The organism is Aeromonas sp. ASNIH8 (assembly GCF_002919855.1).
Lineage (GTDB): Bacteria > Pseudomonadota > Gammaproteobacteria > Enterobacterales > Aeromonadaceae > Aeromonas > Aeromonas caviae.
Genome location: NZ_PQLN01000042.1, coordinates 1 through 16,770, shown reverse-complemented (window position 1 = coordinate 16,770; position 16,770 = coordinate 1). Strand labels below are relative to the sequence as shown.

The 16,770-nt window shown below is 60.7% G+C and carries 17 protein-coding genes; 11 read left to right on the top strand and 6 right to left on the bottom strand.

Features of this window, described 5'->3' with window-relative positions:
* Window positions 1–50: 50 nt before the first annotated feature.
* Complete coding sequence (locus tag C3418_RS12445; protein WP_103858646.1) at window positions 51–890, top strand: PfkB family carbohydrate kinase; 840 nt, start codon at window positions 51–53, stop codon at window positions 888–890.
* A gap of 275 nt (window positions 891–1,165) precedes the next feature.
* Window positions 1,166–1,618 (top strand): Rrf2 family transcriptional regulator, encoded by a 453-nt coding sequence (locus C3418_RS12440; protein ID WP_010672499.1) that lies wholly within the window; start codon window positions 1,166–1,168, stop codon window positions 1,616–1,618.
* 52 nt (window positions 1,619–1,670) lie between these two features.
* Here the strand turns inward: C3418_RS12440 and C3418_RS12435 are convergent, their stop codons facing one another.
* A complete protein-coding gene (locus C3418_RS12435) occupies window positions 1,671–2,183 on the bottom strand; it encodes a ferredoxin-type protein NapF (RefSeq protein WP_010672500.1) in 513 nt (170 codons plus the stop codon).
* A gap of 137 nt (window positions 2,184–2,320) precedes the next feature.
* Between C3418_RS12435 and C3418_RS12430 the strand changes: the two genes are divergently transcribed.
* Together C3418_RS12430 and rmuC are read left to right on the top strand one after the other, a co-directional pair.
* Window positions 2,321–2,536 (top strand): hypothetical protein, encoded by a 216-nt coding sequence (locus C3418_RS12430; RefSeq protein ID WP_010672501.1) that lies wholly within the window; start codon window positions 2,321–2,323, stop codon window positions 2,534–2,536.
* The gene (gene rmuC / locus C3418_RS12425; protein WP_103858645.1) at window positions 2,533–3,864 is read left to right on the top strand and encodes a DNA recombination protein RmuC; all 1,332 of its coding nucleotides are present in this window, start codon (window positions 2,533–2,535) and stop codon (window positions 3,862–3,864) included. The genes C3418_RS12430 and rmuC overlap by 4 nt, the downstream gene beginning before the upstream one ends.
* 82 nt (window positions 3,865–3,946) lie before the next feature.
* Here rmuC and C3418_RS12420 read toward each other — a convergent pair whose 3' ends face one another.
* From C3418_RS12420 to def, 5 genes are all read right to left on the bottom strand, one after another.
* Window positions 3,947–5,389 carry a TrkH family potassium uptake protein gene (locus C3418_RS12420; protein WP_103858644.1) on the bottom strand — a complete coding sequence of 481 codons (1,443 nt, stop codon included), beginning with the start codon at window positions 5,387–5,389 and terminating at the stop codon, window positions 3,947–3,949.
* A gap of 93 nt (window positions 5,390–5,482) precedes the next feature.
* Entirely contained in the window at window positions 5,483–6,859 is a 1,377-nt protein-coding gene (trkA, locus tag C3418_RS12415) for a Trk system potassium transporter TrkA (protein WP_010672504.1), read from the bottom strand.
* A 74-nt stretch (window positions 6,860–6,933) separates the two neighbouring features.
* Window positions 6,934–8,226 carry a 16S rRNA (cytosine(967)-C(5))-methyltransferase RsmB gene (rsmB, locus tag C3418_RS12410; protein ID WP_103858643.1) on the bottom strand — a complete coding sequence of 431 codons (1,293 nt, stop codon included), beginning with the start codon at window positions 8,224–8,226 and terminating at the stop codon, window positions 6,934–6,936.
* Window positions 8,227–8,286: 60 nt separating this feature from the next.
* A complete protein-coding gene (fmt, locus tag C3418_RS12405) occupies window positions 8,287–9,231 on the bottom strand; it encodes a methionyl-tRNA formyltransferase (RefSeq protein WP_042015233.1) in 945 nt (314 codons plus the stop codon).
* Between the two features lie 12 nt (window positions 9,232–9,243).
* A complete protein-coding gene (gene def / locus C3418_RS12400) occupies window positions 9,244–9,756 on the bottom strand; it encodes a peptide deformylase (protein WP_010672507.1) in 513 nt (170 codons plus the stop codon).
* Window positions 9,757–9,864: 108 nt separating this feature from the next.
* Here def and C3418_RS12395 point away from each other — a divergent pair, with 108 nt between their 5' ends.
* From C3418_RS12395 to aroE, 7 genes are all read left to right on the top strand, one after another.
* A complete protein-coding gene (locus tag C3418_RS12395; RefSeq protein WP_103858642.1) occupies window positions 9,865–10,953 on the top strand; it encodes a LysM peptidoglycan-binding domain-containing protein in 1,089 nt (362 codons plus the stop codon).
* Between the two features lies 1 nt (window position 10,954).
* Window positions 10,955–12,070 (top strand): DNA-processing protein DprA, encoded by a 1,116-nt coding sequence (gene dprA / locus C3418_RS12390; RefSeq protein ID WP_103858641.1) that lies wholly within the window; start codon window positions 10,955–10,957, stop codon window positions 12,068–12,070.
* Window positions 12,063–12,536 carry a DUF494 family protein gene (locus C3418_RS12385; protein ID WP_010672510.1) on the top strand — a complete coding sequence of 158 codons (474 nt, stop codon included), beginning with the start codon at window positions 12,063–12,065 and terminating at the stop codon, window positions 12,534–12,536. The genes dprA and C3418_RS12385 overlap by 8 nt, the downstream gene beginning before the upstream one ends.
* Window positions 12,537–12,591: 55 nt before the next feature.
* Window positions 12,592–13,149, top strand: a complete 558-nt coding sequence (locus tag C3418_RS12380; protein WP_103858640.1) for a type I DNA topoisomerase — start codon at window positions 12,592–12,594, stop codon at window positions 13,147–13,149.
* A gap of 278 nt (window positions 13,150–13,427) precedes the next feature.
* Complete coding sequence (locus C3418_RS12375) at window positions 13,428–13,988, top strand: Sua5/YciO/YrdC/YwlC family protein (protein ID WP_103858639.1); 561 nt, start codon at window positions 13,428–13,430, stop codon at window positions 13,986–13,988.
* Window positions 13,989–14,088: 100 nt separating this feature from the next.
* Entirely contained in the window at window positions 14,089–14,997 is a 909-nt protein-coding gene (gene hemF / locus C3418_RS12370; protein WP_103858638.1) for an oxygen-dependent coproporphyrinogen oxidase, read from the top strand.
* A 103-nt stretch (window positions 14,998–15,100) separates the two neighbouring features.
* Window positions 15,101–15,922, top strand: coding sequence for a shikimate dehydrogenase (aroE, locus tag C3418_RS12365; RefSeq protein WP_041214090.1), 822 nt, complete (start codon window positions 15,101–15,103; stop codon window positions 15,920–15,922).
* The last annotated feature ends 848 nt before the right edge of the window (window positions 15,923–16,770 follow it).

Genomic DNA, 16,770 nt, shown 5'->3' with positions numbered 1-16,770 from the left:
GTTTCTGTGCCGGCACCCCGGGGGGCCGGCCTCCTCCCGCCGAGGTTTCCATGTCCCGCATCCTGCTGCTCGCCAATCTCAACTGTGATCATGTGCTCTCCCTGGCCGAACCCCTGGTGGCGGGGGCGCGGCTGCAATACGTGGATCAGGGGCGCAGGCTCGGCGGCGGCGCCGCCAATACCGGCATCGGATTGGTGTGGGCGGGGCACGAGGTGATCATCGCCTCCCGGGTCGGGCTGGACGACACCGGTGACTGGCTGCTGGAGCAGGCGGCCTCATACGGCCTGGATTGCAGCCATGTGGAACGCTTTGGCGGCGAGACCGGCGAGCTGCTGGTGCTGGTGGACGTCACCGGTGAGCGCACCATCCTCAGGCGCCCACGTCGTCCGGATCTGCCGGGGGATCTGCCGACCGAAGGGGTGGACTGCCTCTATGTGAACTATCCGGGCACCGCCATCGTGGGCTACATGCGCCAGATGCTCGCCAAGAGTTTCGTGGTGGCCCAATATCCCAAGGGGGGGCAGGCCCGCCGCCCCTGCCACGTGCTGGTGGCCTCCCGCTCCGATCTCGGCGAGGTGAGCGACCCCTGGCAGCATGCCCGCCAGCTCGCGGGGGATCAGCTCGAATGGCTGGTGCTGACCGAGGGCAAGGCGGGCGCCGTGGCCATTCACGGGGAGGAGCAGGTCAGGGTGGCGGCGCGACCGGTCTCCGTGGTGGATACCACGGGGGCAGGGGATGCCTTCGCGGGCGGCCTCATCCACGGTCTTGCGCGGGGTATGGCCATGGCCGATGCGTTGCAGTGCGCCGTGGACTGGGGCGCCTTCGCGGTGGCTTCCGAGAGCTCCATCCCCTCCCAGGCGCTGCGCAACTGGCTGAAGCAGCCCCACTGAACTCGCCGGACAACGGCTCCGGCGATGGCAGAGGAGGTGGGGGTTTGTCGACGGAAACCGCCAAAACCCCTCGCTGAGGCGGCAAGTTTGCGATCAATCAAAGAAAGTGTCGATTTATGTACATCTTCGTCGACACCCGCCCGGGCTGCTCTTACCCTTGTGACTTCACGACTCGGTCGAAGAAGCCCATCCCGTGCACACGCATGTGCAGACCCCCTCTTTGGCCACCGGCTGTCGTCCTGATTTCTGGCTTGTAGTAAGAGGCAAGTGCGACCATGCAACTGACACGATTTACCGACTACGCCCTGCGTACCCTGACCTTCCTGGCCATCCAGCCCGGTGATCGCCTGTCGACCATCACGGAAGTGGCCGACACCTTCGCCATCTCCCGCAATCACGTGGTCAAGATAGTGCATCAGCTCGGCATCAAGGGTTACATCGAGACGGTGCGTGGCAAGCATGGGGGCATCCGCCTCGGCCGTGCCGCCGTCTCCATCAACCTGCGCGATGTGGTGATGGACATGGAGCACGTGCTCTGCCCGGTGGACTGCAAGCGCGAAAACTGCCGTCTCTCCGGGGGCTGCCGCATCCAGGGCATTCTGCGCCGCGCCATGCACGCCTTCCTCGAGGTGCTGGGAGAGTACACTTTGGCGGATGCGGTGCGGGATCCCACTCGTCTGTGCCACCTTCTCGGTATAGAGCAGGATAATATCCTGACCATGGCATGATGCCACGGTGAATGACAGAGGGGCCTGCGGGCCCCTCTGTCATTGCCAGCGGTCAGAGCTGGGGCACAAGGGTGATGGCACCGTGCAGACAGGCGAGGCCGCAAGCGCCGCAGCCATCGCAGGCGGCCATGTTGACGGTCACTCCCTCGCTGCCGACCTTGATCGCCTGCTGGGGGCAGGCATCTTCGCACAGCAGGCAGTAGTAGCCCTGACGGGCCTGGCAGCTCGCCTCTATCCTGACCCGGGTCTGCACCTGGCGGCCGAGGCAGAGATCGAGTGCGCCCGTGGGGCAGGCTCTGGCGCAGCTGCCGCAATAGCTGCACTGGCCACAGGCGAGATCCAGCACTGGGGTACCGGCGATGGGGCTGCCGTCATATTCGGGGCGATCGGCGGGCTTGATGAGGCCGTTGGGACACGCCTTGAAGCAGTCGCCACAACGGGTGCAGAGGGTGAGGAACTGGGACTCGTCGATGGCCCAGGGCGGGCGTGCCTCATGGCAGACCACCTCGGGTCTGCGGGGGCTCCCCCATGCGTGTGCCAGCCAGCGACAGAAAAAATGCGTCATGCCTACCCCTATACCTATTAGGGGTTAATTTTATCCAGTTTTAGGCCGGCAAGCCAGAGAATAGCGGCGGGCAGGATCGCAAGCCGGGTTGCCCTTGTGTAAGCTAGGCGGGTCTTTTTGCGGGATTGAATGAACTCATGTGGCTATTTCTGTGGCGTGCTTCTCTGCTCTATGTCTTCCCCCTGCTGATGTGGGCCTACTGCCATCTCAAGGGTATCGAGTTCAGTGAACTGGATACCGGGGTCAACAGCCACAAGTGGGTGGTGCTGGCGGCCTATCTGCTCTATGTGCTGATCTGGTTGCTGCTCAACCGCTATCTCGAACTCTTCCTGCGCCAGCGGGGGCGCCGATGACCCCGCTGCTGACCTGGTGGCCTGCCATGCTGGTTGGCGGGCTGGCGCTGCTGTTCGGCTGGTGGTGGGGGCGACGTAGCGGCCGTGAAGAGGCGCTGCTGCTGGAGGAGCGTTATCAGGGGTTGCAGGATCGCTGGGACGCGCTGCAGGACGAGAAGATGCTGGCTCAGCAGAAGCTGGATCAGCAGCAGACCCTGCTGCTCAAGCTCACCGCCCGTCTCAAGGAAGCCGAGGCGACCCTGCGCAGCGAGCGCATCGCCAGCGCCGAGAAGCTGCAACTGCAACAAGAGGCTGAACAGCGCCTCAGCCAGCAGTTCGAGAACCTCGCCAATCGTATCTTTGAACAAAATGCTGGAAACTTCCGCGAACTGAATCAGAACAGCATGGATCTCCTGCTGACTCCACTCAAGGAGCAGTTGGAGGGCTTTCGCCGCCAGGTGGGAGAGACCCACGCCCAGGAGACGGCCCAGCGCCACAACCTCAAGTTCGAGCTGGAGCGCCTTGCCGAGCTCAACGCCCGCATGACCGAAGAGGCGGCGGCGCTGACCCGGGCCCTCAAGGGCGACAGCAAGCAGCAGGGCAACTGGGGGGAGGTGGTGCTGGCGCGGATCCTCTCCGAGTGCGGCCTGCGCGAGGGGCATGAGTACCACACCCAGGTCAACATCGAGGTGGACAAGGGCAAGCGCTACCAACCCGACGTCATCGTCCACCTGCCCCAGGAGAAGGACATCATCATCGACGCCAAGGTGTCGCTGACCGCCTATGAGCGCTGGTACAACGCCGCTGACGATCTGGAGAAGGCGGTGGCGCTCAAGGAGCACGTCGCCTCGGTGCGCAACCATATCCGCGAGCTGGGCCGCAAGGATTACCAGCAGTTGCCCGGGGTGCGCACCCTGGACTATGTGCTGATGTTCGTGGCGGTGGAGCCTGCCTTCCTCGCTGCCCTGGAAGCGGACCCTTCCCTGGTGCGCTACGGGCTGGAACACAACATCCTGCTGGTGAGCCCTACCAACCTGATGGTGGCCCTGCGCACCATAGAGAACCTGTGGCGCTACGAGCGGCAGAACCAGAACTCGCGCCAGATAGCGGAGCGGGCCGGCCGCCTCTACGAGAAGCTGCGGCTGTTCGTGGAGGAGATGCAGCAGATGGGGGGCAGCTTGCACAAGGCGCAGGAGAGCTACGACAAGGCGATGGGCCGGCTGGTCAACGGTCGTGGCAACCTGATCGCCCAGGCCGAGCGCTTTCGCGAGCTGGGGGTCGAGGTGTCCAAGCCCTTGCCGGACGCTCTGGTGGACAGGGCGCTGGAGCGAGAGGAGTCGGCGGACTGAGGGGAGTCGTCATTCGCAGGGACAACGAAAAGGGCAGCCATTGGCTGCCCTTTTCGTTTCATGCAACAGCCTGGACGGCTGCTTATTGCTTCCAGAAGGAGGGGAAGAAGAGCACCGCCACCGTCAGGATCTCGAGGCGTCCCAGCAGCATGCCGAACGACAGTATCCACTTGGCCGCATCCGGCAGACTGGCGAAGTTGGTGCTGGGACCGATGACAGGCCCCATGCCCGGGCCCACGTTGGCCACGGCGGTAATGGAGCCCGAGATGGCGGTCAGGGGGTCCAGCCCGATGGCGGCGAGCAGGGCGGCGATGAGCAGGATGATGGCGAAGTAGACCAGCACGAAGGAGATCAGGGAGCGGATGATGGCGTCGTTGACCGGACGGCCGTTGTACTTCTGGGGAAACACGGCGGAGGGGTGCATCAGCTGGCGCATCTGTTTCTTGAACAGGGCGAAGGCCACCTGGATCCGGAAGATCTTGAGCCCGCCCGAGGTGGAGCCGGAGCAGGCGCCGAGTGCCAGCAGGATGATGAAGATAATGGTGGTGAGCGGGCCCCAGGTGCCGAAGTCGCCGAGTCCGAAACCCGTGGTGGTGAGCACGGAGACGATATTGAAGCTGCTGATGCGCAAGGCATCCATGAAGCCGTAGATGTCTCTCACCCAGAGATAGAAGGTGACGACCAGGGTCACCCAGACGATCAGCCAGAAGAAGCCCTGCACCTGGGCATCCTTGAACAGGCTGTTGTCACGGCGGGAGAGAGCCTGCACATAGAGCAGGAAGGGCAGGCCACCGAGGAACATGAAGAGGGTGCCTATCCAGTGCGCCGCGTGGGAGAAGTGGGACATGGATTGGTCCGAGGTGGAGTAGCCGCCGGTGCTCAGGGTCGTCATGGCGTGGTTGACCGCTTCGAACAGGTTCATGCCACTCACCCAGTAGGCGAGGAAGCAGAGCATGGAGAGCACCAGATAGACCAGCACTATGTTGTTGGCCACCGTTTTGGCGCGGGGGGCGCTCTTGTCGGACCAATCCGAGCTCTCGGTCTGGAACAGCTTCATGCCACCGACGTTGAGGTAGGGCAGCACCGCCACCGCCATCACGATGAAGCCGACCCCGCCCAGCCACTGCAGGATGGATCGCCACAGCAGGATGCTGTGGGCCATGCCGTCGAGCCCCGACAGCACGGTGGATCCCGTGGTGGTGACCCCCGACATGGTCTCGAAGTAGGCGTCGGCAAAGTCGATATGGGTGATGAAGACGAAGGGCAGGGCCCCGAAGACGCAGGCGACCACCCAGACCGAGGTGGTGAGCAGGAACATCTCCCGCACGCCGAGGTGAAACTCTGCCTTGCGACCGTAATGGAGGCAGAGCAGAGCGGCACCATGGGTGATCAAGACCGACTTGAGAAATTCGACGAAACCTTCCGAACCGGTCAGCAGGGCCAGCAGGGTGGGCAGCCACATGAAGAGCGCCAGCTTGGAGAGCACCAGCCCGAGCGTGAAGACGATGGGATGCAGCTTGATCATGCAAGAAAACCTGGTCGTTGATTGAAAAAAGACCCGGACCTTTCCTGAGAAAAGGGGCCGGGTCCGGATACCGTTGCCAGAGACATGGCCGGCTTACAGGAAGAAGGGACTGGGCTGGAACAGACGCTCCACTTCCGGGATGTACTTCTTGTCCACCAGGAACATCACCACGTGGTCATCCTGCTGTATCTGGGTACGATCGTGGGCGATCAGCACCTCATCACCGCGCACCACTGCGCCTATGGTGGTGCCCGGGGGCAGCTTGAGCTCGCCCACCGTCTTGCCCACCACCTTGGAGGTGTTCTCGTCCCCGTGGGCGATCGCCTCGATGGCTTCGGCCGCCCCGCGGCGCAGGCTGTAGACGTTGGCGATGTCGGCACGGCGCACATGGGTCAGCAGGGCCGAGATGGTGGCCTGCTGGGGGGAAATGGCGATGTCGATGGAGCCGCCCTGTACCAGGTCCACGTAGGCGCCGCGCTGGATCAGGACCATGGTCTTCTTGGCCCCCATCTTTTTGGCGAGCAGGGCCGACATGATGTTGGCCTCATCCTCGTTGGTCACCGCGATGAAGACGTCGATCTGGTCGATGTGCTCCTCCGCCAGCAGCTCCTGATCCGCCGCATCGCCGCAGAAGACGATGGTGTGTTCCAGATGCTCGGAGAGCTGCTCCGCCCGCTTCTGGTTGCGCTCGATGAGCTTGACGCTGTAGCGCTTCTCTAGCTGGCGGGCGAGACCGGCGCCTATGTTGCCGCCGCCGACGATCATGATGCGCCGGTAGGGGCTCTCGAGGCGTTGCAGCTCCGACATCACGGCGCGGATATGGCCCGCCGCGGCCACGAAGAACACCTCGTCATCGGCTTCGATGATGGTGGTGCCCTGGGGACGGATGGAGCGTCCCTGGCGGAAGATGGCGGCGACCCGGGTTTCGATGTTTGGCATGTGTTCCCGCAGGGTGGAGAGCGCATTGCCCACCAGGGGGCCGCCGTAATAGGCCTTGACCGCCACCAGGCCCACCTTGCCGTCGGCAAAATCCACCACCTGCAACGCACCCGGATACTCGATCAGGCGACGCACGTAGTCGGTCACCAACTGCTCGGGGGCGATCAGGTGATCCACGGGGACGGATTCGGGCAGGAACAGGCGATCCCGCTCCACCAGATAGGCGGGGGAGCGAATGCGCGCCACCTTGTTCGGGGTGTTGAACAGGGAGTAGGCGACCTGGCAGGCGACCATGTTGGTCTCGTCGCTGTTGGTGACGGCGACCAGCATGTCGGCATCCTGGGCGCCGGCTTCGCGCAGCACCCTGGGATGGGCGCCGTGGCCATTCACCACCCGCAGGTCGAATTTGTCCTGCAGTTCGCGCAGGCGCTCGCTATCGGTGTCGACGATGGTGATGTCGTTGTTCTCGCCGGCGAGATTCTCGGCCAGGGTGCCACCCACCTGACCTGCGCCCAGAATGATGATTTTCATAAGGCCATCTTACTCAAGGTTGTTGCTTCGTAATGAGGCGGCCCGTCACCGGGCCTGCCATCCGCCGGTTCGGCCTACAGCTTGATGAGCTTGGCATAGTAGAAGCCGTCCATCTCCGCCTCGCCGGGCAGGAACTGGCGACCCGGACAGGCCGGGGTGTCTTCTGCATGCAACGGCACCAGGCGGGCATCCGGGGTATCGGCCAGGAAGGCGCGGATCTGCTCCCGGTTCTCTTCCGGCAACACGGAGCAGGTGGCGTAGAGCAGGGTGCCGCCCTGCTTCAGCTTGCCCCAGAGGGCGTCGAGAATGCGGCGTTGCAGCTCGGCCAGCTCGCGGATGTCCTGATCCCGGCGCAACCACTTGATGTCGGGGTGACGACGGATGACGCCGGTGGCGGAGCAGGGGGCATCCAGCAGGATGCGGTCGAACTGCCCCTGTGGCCACCACAGATCCGGCGTGCTGGCATCACCGTGGATCACTTGGGCCTGAAGGCCGATGCGATCCAGGTTCTCCTGCACCCGCTTGAGGCGGTTGTCATCGGCGTCGACGGCAACCACGCCGGCAAGGGCCGGCTGGCGTTCCAGCAGGTGGGCGGTTTTGCCGCCGGGGGCGGCGCAGGCGTCCAGCACCCACTCGCCCGGCTGGGGATCGAGCAGGGCGGCGGCCTGCTGGGCGGCACCGTCCTGCACCGAGCAGTCACCCTGCTCGAAGCCGGGCAGCTTGGTCACGTCGCAGGGGCGCTCCAGCAGGATGCAATCTTCCCCTTCCACACCGGCCATGGCCGGGATGCCCGCCTCGCTCATGCGGACCAGCATGGCCTCGCGGCTCTGGCGCTGGCTGTTGTTGCGGATCCACATGGGCGGGCGCTGGTTGTTGGCCTCCATGATGAACTCCCAGTCATCGGGATAGGCCTGACGCAGGCGCTTGGTGAGCCATTCGGGGTGGCCGAGGCGGACGCTGGGAACGCGGTCGATGCGCAGCAGAATCACTTCGGCGCTGCGCTGGAAGTTGCGCAGTACGCCGTTGATGAGGCCGCGCAGGGAAGAACCCTTGAGCAGCTTGACGGCGTTGACGGTCTCGGCCACGGCGGCGTGAGCCGGAATGCGGGTATAGATGAGCTGGTAGAGGCCGACCAGGATGAGGTAGTGGAAGATGCGGCTCTTGTTCTTGAGCGGCTTGTCCATCATCTCGCTGACCGCCGCATCGAGGCGGGGCAGCCAGCGCAGGGTGCCGTAGCAGAGTTCTTGCAGGAGGGCGCGATCGCGAGGGGCGACCTTCTCCTGGGCAGCAGGCAGAACGGCGGAGAGAGATTGACCCTGATCCAGCACCTGTTGAATGACGAGAGCAGCCTGTGCGCGTGTTTTCATAGCGTTACCTTAGATGCACAAGTCGGGGCCAGGGCCCCGCTTGTGTCAATTCAATCCAGATCAAATCAGTTGCGTGCCAGGTTCAAACCAGTCGCGGCGAGAGTTGAGCAGATCCGAAACGGACATGGCCTTCTTGCCGGGAGGTTGCAGGGTCAGTAGGCGCAGCACGCCCTGACCGGTGGCAACCTCGATCCCCTGCTTGTCGGCCTTGAGCAGGGTACCGGCTGCCTGGCCGTGATCCTGTGCGACGACCTCGGCCTGCCACACCTTGACGGTCTGTCCGGCGACGTCGAACCAGCTGATGGGCCAGGGGTTGAAGGCTCGGATGCAGCGCTCGATGGCAACGGCGTCCATCGACCAGTCGATGCGGGCCTCTTCCTTGGAGAGCTTCTCGGCGTAGTTGGCCAGCGCATCGTCCTGGGGCTCGGCAGCGGTGTCGCCGGCAGCCATGGCGTCCAGGGTATCGACCAGTGCCTGCGGGCCCAGACCGGCCAGCTTGTCATAGAGGCTGGCAGAGGTCTCATCACTGGCGATGGGGCAGGTTACCTTGCGGATCATGGCGCCGGTATCCAGCCCCACGTCCATCTGCATGATGGTGACGCCGGTTTCGGCATCCCCCGCCCAGATGGAGCGTTGAATCGGGGCGGCACCACGCCAGCGTGGCAGCAGGGAGCCGTGGACGTTGATGCAGCCCAGACGCGGCGTATCAAGCACCGCCTTGGGGAGGATGAGGCCATAAGCCACGACGACCATCAGATCGGCACCCAGAGCGGCCAGTTCGGCCTGCGCCGCTTCATTGCGCAGGGAGGCAGGCTGGTAGACCGGCAGATCGTGGGCCAGCGCCAGCTCCTTGACCGGGCTGGCAGTGAGCTTCTGGCCGCGACCGGCGGGCTTGTCCGGTTGGGTATAAACGGCGACGACCTCGTGGCCGGAAGACAACAACGCCGCCAGATGACGGGCGGCGAAGTCGGGGGTACCGGCAAAAATCAGTTTCAGCTTGTTCAATGGAGCGGATCCTCAGAGGACTTTGCGATCTTCACGGGCCATCTTTTCCAGCTTCTGACGAATGCGCTGGCGCTTGAGCGGGGACAAGTAATCCACAAACAGCTTGCCGACCAGATGATCCATCTCATGTTGTATGCAGATGGCGAGCAGATCGTCCGCTTCCAGCTCGAAGGTGTTGCCGTGGCGATCTTGCGCCCTGACCTTGACCCACTCGGCGCGCGGAACCAGAGCACGGTTGCCGGGCACGGAGAGGCAGCCCTCTTCGATGCCGGTGCTGCCGGACTGTTCCAGGATCTCCGGGTTGATCAACACCAGCTGTTCTTCGCGGTTCTCGGAGACATCGATGACGATGATGCGCTGATGAATGTCGACCTGGGTCGCAGCCAGGCCGATGCCTTCCTCCGCGTACATGGTTTCGAACATATCATCTACAATGTGTTGTAACTCGGGTGTAAAGGCTTCGACAGGGGCCGCGACTGTGCGCAGACGCTCATCGGGGAAACGCAATACATCTAGAATGGCCATAATTTTTTCTTTAGTTTCATATAAACGCAGTCAATATTGACGTAATTCTAGTCATTTACGCCGACAAAAAACAGCAACACTTTGCGTGCAGAAGTAACAGGGAGTGTTATGTATCTGAAGCAAATCGTCGTCGCCTGCCTGGCGACAGCCCTGGCCGGTGGCGCCATGGCACAGCAGTTGACGCTCAAATCCGGTTACCCCGAGACTTATGTGGTGCAAAAAGGGGACACCCTCTGGGACATCTCGGGCCAGTATCTGGCCGAACCCTGGCTCTGGCCACGCCTCTGGAACATCAATCCGCAGATCGCCAATCCCCACTGGATCTATCCCGGTGACGTGCTGCACCTGAGCTGGGTCAATGGTGAGCCTCGGCTCGGCAAAGCCAGTCAGGGGGGCAAGCAGGTCATCCGTCTCTCGCCCAAGAACCGCTATGAAAACAAGGCCAATCCCATACCGACCCTGCCTCTGAGTGAGATAGCGCCCTTCCTGCAGACCGACCACATTCTGGCCAACAATCAGCAGAGCAAGGCCCTGCCCTATGTGCTCGGCAACAATGACAAGCATGTCGGGATGCTTGAGGGTGACATTCTCTATGTGAAAGGAGCCCTGAACCCGGGCCAGAGTTATGGCCTCTATCGTCCGGGAGTGGCATACAAGGACAAGCATACCGGCGAGTTGCTCGGTCAGGAGGCGATTTTTGTCGGCACGGTGCGGGCAGAGGAGTACCTTGCCCACGATACCACCAAAGTGACGCTGACCCATAACCGGCGTGAGGTGTATCAGGGCGACAAGGTGATGCCGCTGCCGTCGCAGGAGAGCATCTCTGCCGTGTTCATGCCAAAGGCGGCACCTTCCATTTCCCCCGGCTATGTGATCGAGCTGCCGAGCAAGGTACATGGTGGGGGCAAGTTTGATGTGGTACTCATCAACAAGGGGGAGCGTGATCAGGTGGCCCCGGGCGATGTGCTCGAGATCCTGCGCCCGGGAGCCGAGATGGTGGACAAGAATGGCAAGGTGTCATACCGGGAATATTCATCCGTCTATGACAAGGCGTTCTATTCTGCCGGCAAGTCATCGCTGCCTGCCGAGGCTGTTGCCAGAGTCATGCTGTTCAAGGTCTACGACAAATTGAGTTACGGTCTTATCCTGCAGAGCCAGGATCTGGTCGGATCTGGTTATCAGGTCAGTAATTTCTGACGTGTCCTTGCCACTGGAGCGGTTGTCGCTATGGCTGACGCTGGATGCCGTTACAGGCATAGGCCCGGTCACCGCCGCTCGCCTGTTGGCTCATGTGGGTGGTGACATCACAATTCTGTTTGACTCAGATGATGGCGCCCTGCGAGCTCTTGGTCTGCAGAGTGCCCAGATTCAGCAGATGAGATGGCCTCTTCCTGTCGTGGAGCAGGGATTGAGCTGGGCCGCCGAGCCTGGCAATCACCTCCTCTGTCCCGATGACCCCGCATATCCTGCCCTGCTCAAAGAGATCCCCGGCGCCCCGCTCTTGCTCTACTGCCGCGGGAACGTCTCATCCCTCTCTCTGCCACAGTTGGCGATGGTGGGTACCCGCCACCCCACCTATGCCGGCAAAGACAATGCGACACGCTTGTGTGCCGAGTTGGTGGACTGTGGTCTGGCGATCACCTCCGGCCTCGCGTTGGGCATCGATGGCGTCTGCCATCAGCAGGCGCTGGCATCGGGCGGAATCACCCTGGCGGTGCTGGGATCCGGTCTGGATTGTCTCTACCCCAAGCGTCATCAGGGGTTGGCGATGCAGATCCTCGAGCAGGAGGGTCTGCTTGTCTCCGAGTTGGCGCCCCAGCAAGGCCCCCTGGCTGAACACTTCCCTCGCCGCAACCGTATCATCAGTGGCCTGTCGCTGGGGACACTGGTGGTGGAAGCGGCAGAACAGAGTGGTTCGCTCATCACGGCCCGTTATGCGCTGGAGCAGGGCCGCGAGGTCTTTGCCGTTCCCGGCGCCCCGCAAAATGCACAGGCAGCAGGGTGCAACCGTCTGCTTCAACAGGGTGCCAAGCTGGTCTTGAATGCCGCCGATATCCTGGAAGAGTTTCCAAGGCTGGTCTTGCCCCCTGGACCCGCCAACGGTTCTTCCGAGGCGCAGCATAATAGCGAATTGCCTTATGCCGATTTGTTGGATAACGTAGATTATGAGACCACGAGCGTGGATACCGTTGCCGAACGGGCCCGGCTTCCTGTCGATGTCGTACTGGGCAGGTTGGTAGAGCTGGAGCTGGTTGGTGCAGTGATGGCGGTAGCCGGTGGATACGTCAGAGCGAGGAGGGCGAATCATGTTTGATGTATTGATGTACCTTTTCGAGACCTACATCCACAGCGATGCAGATGTGATGGTCGAGCAGGATGAACTCACCGACGAACTGAGCCGGGCCGGTTTCGACAAGGACGAGATCGAGAAAGCGCTCAACTGGCTGGAGCGACTGGCCAACCTGCACGACAGCGAGCGAGAAGTCTATGTCACCGCAAGCCAGCAGGGCTCTATGCGGATCTATGCGCCGCAGGAGCTTGTTCGCCTCAGTACTGAATGTCGCGGTTTCCTGCTGTTCCTGGAGCAGGCGCAAGTGCTGAATGCCGAAACCCGTGAAATCTGCATTGAACGGTTGCTCGAGCTGGACAAGCCGGACATCGAGCTGGACGATCTGAAGTGGGTCGTCATGATGGTGCTGTTCAATGTGCCAGGCAGCGAAAACGCCTACCAGCAGATGGAAGAGCTGGTGTTTGACGAGTCGGACGGCGTCATCCACTGACAGCCCGGTGCCGCGCTGGTAGAATTCAGGCCATCTGGATTTCAAGGCGCGGCCCATGTCAAAGATCGATCACCACCTCTTCTCTGCCCACGAACATGCCTTCGAGCGCGAGCCGTGTCCGCAGTGCGGTGCTGAACTGGTGATCCGCCAGGGCAAGCATGGTCCCTTCCTTGGTTGTTCAGCCTATCCCGCTTGCGATTACATTCGCTCCCTCACCTCCTCTGGCCGCGACATAGAGAAAGTGCTCGAGGGGTCGTCCTGTCCGGATTGTGGCCATTCACTGGCCATCAAGAAGGGTCGTTACGGTCTGTTTGTGGGATGTACCCAGTACCCGGCCTGTCAGCATATCGAATCCCTTCAGGAGAGTGACGATACCCAAATCCTCTGCCCGGAGTGTGGTAAAGGTCATCTGGTGAGCCGCACGTCCCGTTATGGCAAACAGTTCTACTCGTGTGACGCCTATCCTCACTGCAAGTATGTGGTGAATGACAAGCCGGTTCCCATGCCCTGTCCCGAGTGTGGCTGGGGCATCATGATCGAGAAGAAGGTGCGGGGAAACCTGCGCTGGGTCTGCCCGCAAAAGAAATGCTCCCACCAGATTGAGCGGGTATAATCTCGCCGCCCATGATCAGGCAGGCGGATTGCTGGTCAGCGTGAGGTTGTGAGCCGATGCGCATCGCCCAACTTGCCTTGATCCTGACCTGATCGCCATCTCAAACTCCCTGCGGTTGCTCGGTTCACTGATGCACTCAAGCGTCTGAGCCGAAATGCATGACTGAAGAGGAGCAGGGATATAGCCCATATCGCAGCAGTGATGGCCCCGATGCCGTCATGTCGGTTCAACATACAATCCAGTGATGAGAGGCGGCAGCGTGGCTGTCGCATGTGCCTATGCCAAATGAATTTGAACAAGCGGTTGCCGCCCTTCAAGGAGAAGGGGTTATCGCCTATGCCACCGAAGCCGTGTTTGGTCTGGGGTGTGATCCTGATTCCGAAGCCGCCGTGCAGCGGCTGCTGGCCATCAAGCAGCGGCCGGTGGAGAAGGGATTGATCCTGATCGCGGCAGATCTGGCGCAATTGCAGGACTACATCGACTTGAGCCAGCTCAGCGATGAGCAGCTTGCTCGCGTGCAGGCGAGCTGGCCTGGTCCCTTCACCTGGATCATGCCCGCTCGCGCGACGACGCCGCCCTGGTTGACCGGTCAGTTCGAGACCCTGGCGGTGCGGGTCACAGGCCATCCCCAGGTGCAAGGGCTTTGCCGGGCATTTGGCAAACCGCTGGTGTCCACCAGTGCCAATCTCACCGGTGAGGAGCCCGCTCGCCGGGTGGCTGATATTGGCGATCTGCTGGCAAGCCAGCTGGCTTACATTCTGCCCGGCGAAGTCGGGGGGCAAGCCAACCCGTCCGAAATCAAGGACGCCCGCACCGGGGCCATCATTCGCCCATCCTGAGTTGGGCACGGCCCTGTTTCATGCAGGTTGTGCGATGAGGTCATGACATTACGAGAAGTGCAGGCAGTGCATGCATGATGCCTGTCTGACAGGAGATAAAATGAGCAAACCGGATGTGGCCCAGGTAAAAGCCTTCCTGCTGCAATTGCAGGATGATATCTGCCGTGGCCTGGAGCAGGCCGATGGATGCGGGCGCTTTGTGGAAGATGCCTGGAGTCGCGAAGGTGGTGGTGGCGGTAGAACACGGGTGCTGCGTCAGGGGGCGGTGATCGAGCAAGGTGGGGTCAACTTCTCCCATGTTTATGGCGATGCCATGCCGGCATCCGCGACCGCACATCGTCCCGAACTGGCTGGCCGCAGGTTTGAGGCCATGGGGGTATCGCTGGTGATCCACCCGCATAATCCCTATGTACCGACCAGCCATGCGAATGTGCGGTTCTTCATCGCCGAGAAAGAGGGGGAGGAGCCGATCTGGTGGTTTGGTGGCGGCTTCGACCTGACGCCCTTCTATCCGTTCGAAGAGGACGTGAGGCATTGGCACCAGGTCTCCCATGAGCTCTGTCAGCCGTTCGGCACCGACATTTATCCCGAGTTCAAATCCTGGTGCGATCGTTACTTCTTCCTCAAGCATCGGGGCGAGACGCGCGGGGTGGGTGGTCTTTTCTTCGATGACCTGAACCGTTGGCCCTTTGCCGACTGCTTTGCCTTTATGCGTGCAGTGGGTGAGGGTTACCTCGTGGCCTACTTGCCGATTGTCGAGCGACGCAAGGAGCTTGCTTATGGGGAGCGGGAACGGGCATTCCAGCTTTATCGCCGTGGCCGCTACGTGGAGTTCAATCTGGTCTACGACCGTGGGACCCTGTTCGGACTGCAGACGGGGGGGCGCACCGAATCCATCCTGATGTCGATGCCGCCGCTGGCGCGCTGGGAGTACGACTGGCAGCCGGAGGCTGGCAGCCCGGAGGCATTGCTCTACAGCGACTACCTCAAACCGCGCGAGTGGTTGTGACCAGAGGGGCCATGATGGCCCCTTCTTATTGGCCGATATTCGGCTTGTTCCTTCATGAGAAAACCCGTTAAATCGGGATATTACCCTCAAAAGGAACGCCTTGATGGATCGTTATCTGGTTTTTGGCCACCCCGTGCGCCATAGCAAATCTCCCTTCATTCATACCCTGTTTGCCAGGCAGACCCAGCAAGAGCTGGAGTATGGTCTGGCAGAACCGGCCGTCGATGAGTTTGCCAGCGCTCTGAACCACTTCTTCGCCGAAGGAGGGAAGGGGTGCAACGTGACCGTACCTTTCAAGGAGCAAGCCTTCGTGCTGGTGGAGCGGCTGAGCCCCAGGGCCAAGCGGGCGGGAGCGGTCAACACCATCAAACTGACTGATGATGGCGTGCTGCTGGGTGACAATACCGACGGCGCCGGGCTGGTCGCCGATCTCAAGGCTCACGGAGTGAACCTTGCCGGTAGCAGGATCCTGCTTCTGGGAGCTGGTGGCGCAGCTCGTGGCGCCCTGGCCCCCCTGCTGGCGGAAGCACCGGGCGAGATCGTTGTGGTCAACCGTACCCATGCCAAGGCGGAACAGTTGGCTGTGGAATTCAGGGATCTGGGCAGCATCACGGCTCAATCCTATGAACAGCTGGTGGGGCCGTTCGATCTCATCATCAATTCCACCTCAGCCAGTCTGCAAGGTGAGTTGCCACCTTTGGCTCCAACCCTCATCCACCCGGACATCGCGATCTACGACATGATGTATGGCGCAACGGACACAGCCTTCATCGGCTGGGCCAAACAACATGGCGCGCGCCATACCATGGATGGATTGGGCATGCTGGTCGAACAGGCTGCGGAGGCTTTTACCGTATGGCGAGGGATCCGGCCCGGCACCAAGCAGGTATTGAGAGAGTTGCAGCGCAATCTGGGCGTCGTGTGAACCAGCTAGTGTGCTCTATTGGGCTGTCGGCAGATCTGATGTAGAGATTCTGCATCGCTGGATAGGGGGCATCCATCAGGATGCGGCACGACACGTGTGACGTGAAACGGTTGTTCTGTGGTGGGGGGGTGGCAGAACAGGCACCATTTTATAAAATCATTATCTAACAATAAGTTACTTTTAATTTGCCGTGGCGCGCAGAATTTTTTGAGTTTTTTCTCAAAGCAGCGGAACTTCTGTAACGGACTGCTGACTAACTGGATAGTTGAGGAAGTGCTAGCTAGTCACCTTTATAACTCCCCGGTATTCGTACTGGGGATTTTTTTATCTGCATGAAAATTATGAATATTTTTTCTTTTTCCTACCCTTGAAACTAAATTACATAAATTACTTTCACTTTCTGCTGCTTTGCTGTACAGTTGTCGGCGTAGGGTACAGAGGTAAGATGTTCTATCTTTCAGACCTTTTATTTCACGTAATTGAATGTGGCTGAATAGCAGCCCCGATGAGTCATCGTCGGGGCGTTTTTTTATGAGTAACGTTTAGAGTAAATGCTTTAATTATTGCCGTTCTTTGTTAGAATGAAGGCGTTTCTTGAGGAAAACCAATCGTCTTTGTTCTCGAGAACTCGCTTTTTCCCAAATTTTTGAACTCATTTCTTCAGGCCGGTTTGCAATGGCAAGACCGGCCTCATTTTTATCCCTATATTGCCTCATCGTGTAATTAAATTTCAGTTTCGTTTGTTGCAGCCTTCAATTCTGATTTTTTACTCGATATCCATGAAAACGGTATCAGGTTGATGATTAGTTAATTCTTTTCGCGTCTAAACATGCTATCAGTATGATTTA

Excerpts from the sequence above, each read along its gene's own strand:
- C3418_RS12445 (WP_103858646.1), top strand. The coding sequence starts at position 51 with ATGTCCCGCATCCTGCTGCTCGCCAATCTCAACTGTGATCATGTGCTC.
- C3418_RS12440 (WP_010672499.1), top strand. The coding sequence starts at position 1,166 with ATGCAACTGACACGATTTACCGACTACGCCCTGCGTACCCTGACCTTC.
- C3418_RS12435 (WP_010672500.1), bottom strand. The coding sequence starts at position 2,183 with ATGACGCATTTTTTCTGTCGCTGGCTGGCACACGCATGGGGGAGCCCC.
- C3418_RS12430 (WP_010672501.1), top strand. The coding sequence starts at position 2,321 with ATGTGGCTATTTCTGTGGCGTGCTTCTCTGCTCTATGTCTTCCCCCTG.
- rmuC (WP_103858645.1), top strand. The coding sequence starts at position 2,533 with ATGACCCCGCTGCTGACCTGGTGGCCTGCCATGCTGGTTGGCGGGCTG.
- C3418_RS12420 (WP_103858644.1), bottom strand. The coding sequence starts at position 5,389 with ATGATCAAGCTGCATCCCATCGTCTTCACGCTCGGGCTGGTGCTCTCC.
- trkA (WP_010672504.1), bottom strand. The coding sequence starts at position 6,859 with ATGAAAATCATCATTCTGGGCGCAGGTCAGGTGGGTGGCACCCTGGCC.
- rsmB (WP_103858643.1), bottom strand. The coding sequence starts at position 8,226 with ATGAAAACACGCGCACAGGCTGCTCTCGTCATTCAACAGGTGCTGGAT.
- def (WP_010672507.1), bottom strand. The coding sequence starts at position 9,756 with ATGGCCATTCTAGATGTATTGCGTTTCCCCGATGAGCGTCTGCGCACA.
- C3418_RS12395 (WP_103858642.1), top strand. The coding sequence starts at position 9,865 with ATGTATCTGAAGCAAATCGTCGTCGCCTGCCTGGCGACAGCCCTGGCC.
- C3418_RS12385 (WP_010672510.1), top strand. The coding sequence starts at position 12,063 with ATGTTTGATGTATTGATGTACCTTTTCGAGACCTACATCCACAGCGAT.
- C3418_RS12380 (WP_103858640.1), top strand. The coding sequence starts at position 12,592 with ATGTCAAAGATCGATCACCACCTCTTCTCTGCCCACGAACATGCCTTC.
- C3418_RS12375 (WP_103858639.1), top strand. The coding sequence starts at position 13,428 with ATGCCAAATGAATTTGAACAAGCGGTTGCCGCCCTTCAAGGAGAAGGG.
- hemF (WP_103858638.1), top strand. The coding sequence starts at position 14,089 with ATGAGCAAACCGGATGTGGCCCAGGTAAAAGCCTTCCTGCTGCAATTG.
- aroE (WP_041214090.1), top strand. The coding sequence starts at position 15,101 with ATGGATCGTTATCTGGTTTTTGGCCACCCCGTGCGCCATAGCAAATCT.